Annotated in this window: 1 protein-coding gene; it reads left to right on the top strand. The window is 50.7% G+C overall.

All coding sequences use genetic code 11. The features are described 5' to 3' along the window. A partial coding sequence (locus tag ACO0LN_RS30360) for a hypothetical protein (protein ID WP_422980497.1) occupies positions 1 to 276 on the top strand: 276 nt, incomplete at both ends.

Raw genomic sequence — 276 nt, 5'->3', positions numbered from 1 at the left:
ACGAAGACGTACTGACAGGCTCCAACACATCCGCCACAGCCAACAACAAATTGACAGCCACACTGGGTAACTCCAATGACAACGGCGCGCCAATCATCACCCCAACGCTCAAAAACATCCAGACAGCCACGTTCACCTTCACTGGTTCCGCTGATGCACAAAACGTCAACAACAACGCCGTTGTTGCAGTTGACTTGCAAGATGCAACTGGCCTGAAAAGCATCGGTATCAACCGTATCGCTTCTACAGCAGGTACTAACGTTGCCCGTATCGAAA

The sequence above is a fragment of the Undibacterium sp. TC9W genome (assembly GCF_049339865.1).
Classification (GTDB): domain Bacteria; phylum Pseudomonadota; class Gammaproteobacteria; order Burkholderiales; family Burkholderiaceae_D; genus Undibacterium.
The sequence above is the reverse complement of the archived record's forward strand: the minus strand, read 5'-3'. Positions and strand labels throughout refer to the sequence as shown.